General features: G+C 52.6%; 2 protein-coding genes. Both read right to left on the bottom strand.

Annotation, left to right across the window (positions count from 1 at the left end):
• Positions 1-474: 474 nt before the first annotated feature.
• The gene (locus V6C07_RS13295) at positions 475-756 is read right to left on the bottom strand and encodes a hypothetical protein (protein ID WP_333536956.1); all 282 of its coding nucleotides are present in this window, start codon (positions 754-756) and stop codon (positions 475-477) included.
• Positions 757-807: 51 nt separating this feature from the next.
• Complete coding sequence (locus V6C07_RS13290; RefSeq protein WP_333536955.1) at positions 808-1,038, bottom strand: hypothetical protein; 231 nt, start codon at positions 1,036-1,038, stop codon at positions 808-810.
• Positions 1,039-1,351 lie beyond the last annotated feature (313 nt).

Below are 1,351 nucleotides of genomic sequence, written 5' to 3'. Positions count from 1 at the left end.
AAAAAACCAGACGCCCTGCCGGCCTGCCCGCCTGGGTGCAGCCTGTGCCGTACACAGACTGCTGCGGGCAACGTACGGCAGGTTCGGCCGCGTCGCGTAAAAACATCACGGCCGAAGGCCCCGGACATTCGCGTGTCCGGGGCCTTCGGTTTTGAACCATATGATTTTACAAGCAGTGCCTGGAGCAGATCAACTTTGAAATGTGAAGCATTTCAAAATTTTCATTCAGCCGAAAAATGCGATTTTCGGCTGAATCCACGCCATATTATGCGCACTGCACTTTCGTGCAGCGTTAGAGCATGGCACTTTTTCAAAGTTAACATGCTCTAGAGCAATTTCACTTTGAAATTGCTCTGGCGACTGCGCGAGCAGACGCCCGCCGCGAAGGCGTAAGCGCAATTTATTTGCGCGGTTAAACGCCGAAGCGAGCGTGTTTTAAACTTTGAAAAGGTATATTTTCAAAGTTAATCTGCTCTAGCTGATCCAGCTTCCGAGGGCATCCACAATCTTGCGGGCCTGCTCTGCGCTGGAAATGGTGAATTTGGACTGCTGGCGGTATTCGCCGCCGGATTTCTTGTAGCGCCGGATAACATACATGTCCGGCCCAAAGTCATCTTTTTCCGGCTGCCACTGCTGATAGCGGAAAAGAATGGTCGTCCACAAGCCTTTGCTCAGCACAACCTTATCCAGTTCATTAATAATGACCTGGCCGTTTTCTTCAAACTGCACGGTAAGATCGTCAATAGTCTCGTTCAAAATATCTCTCCCTGCGGAGCCTCATGGCCGCCCCCCCCGATGGAGCGGAATCTATCCGGCGTAATTCGCCAGCATGCCTTTGACGTTTTCAGGAAGTTCGGGCGTTTTGACCGTCATCTCCGTAGGGCCGGGACCGTACGCGCTGGCGACAATCGCCCCGGAGGCGGACAGGGCCATCATGCGTTCGGCCATGGTCAGTTCTCTGCCCGAAGCTATCTTGTTGCCGAGAATACCCAGAACATTTTCGCTGATGCTCAGCGGGCTGACAGTTTTGAACTTCATAATATGCTGCCTCCTTTCATTTCTGATAGGCTAGGCTACAATTTTCGCCGTCATCCCGCAAGGGGGCCTCAATGCGACCTCAACGCCGCTAACGCTTGCCCGAAACAAACCTGAACACATCGTCAGCGCAGGCCAGCCATGTCCCAAGGCCTGATATGAACCCGAGTATACCCCAGGGCAGACAGACTAGAGCAATTTAACTTTTAAATTGCTCGGACGGCTGCGTGAGCAGACGTTCGCTACGGAGGCGTAAGCGCAGTTTATCTGCGCGGTTAAACGCCGAAGTGAGCGTGCCTTAAACTTTGAGAATGTA

The organism is Desulfovibrio sp. 1214_IL3152 (assembly GCF_036763055.1).
In the GTDB taxonomy this organism is placed as follows: Bacteria; Desulfobacterota; Desulfovibrionia; order Desulfovibrionales; family Desulfovibrionaceae; genus Desulfovibrio.
This window is presented reverse-complemented; position numbering and strand designations above follow the sequence as displayed.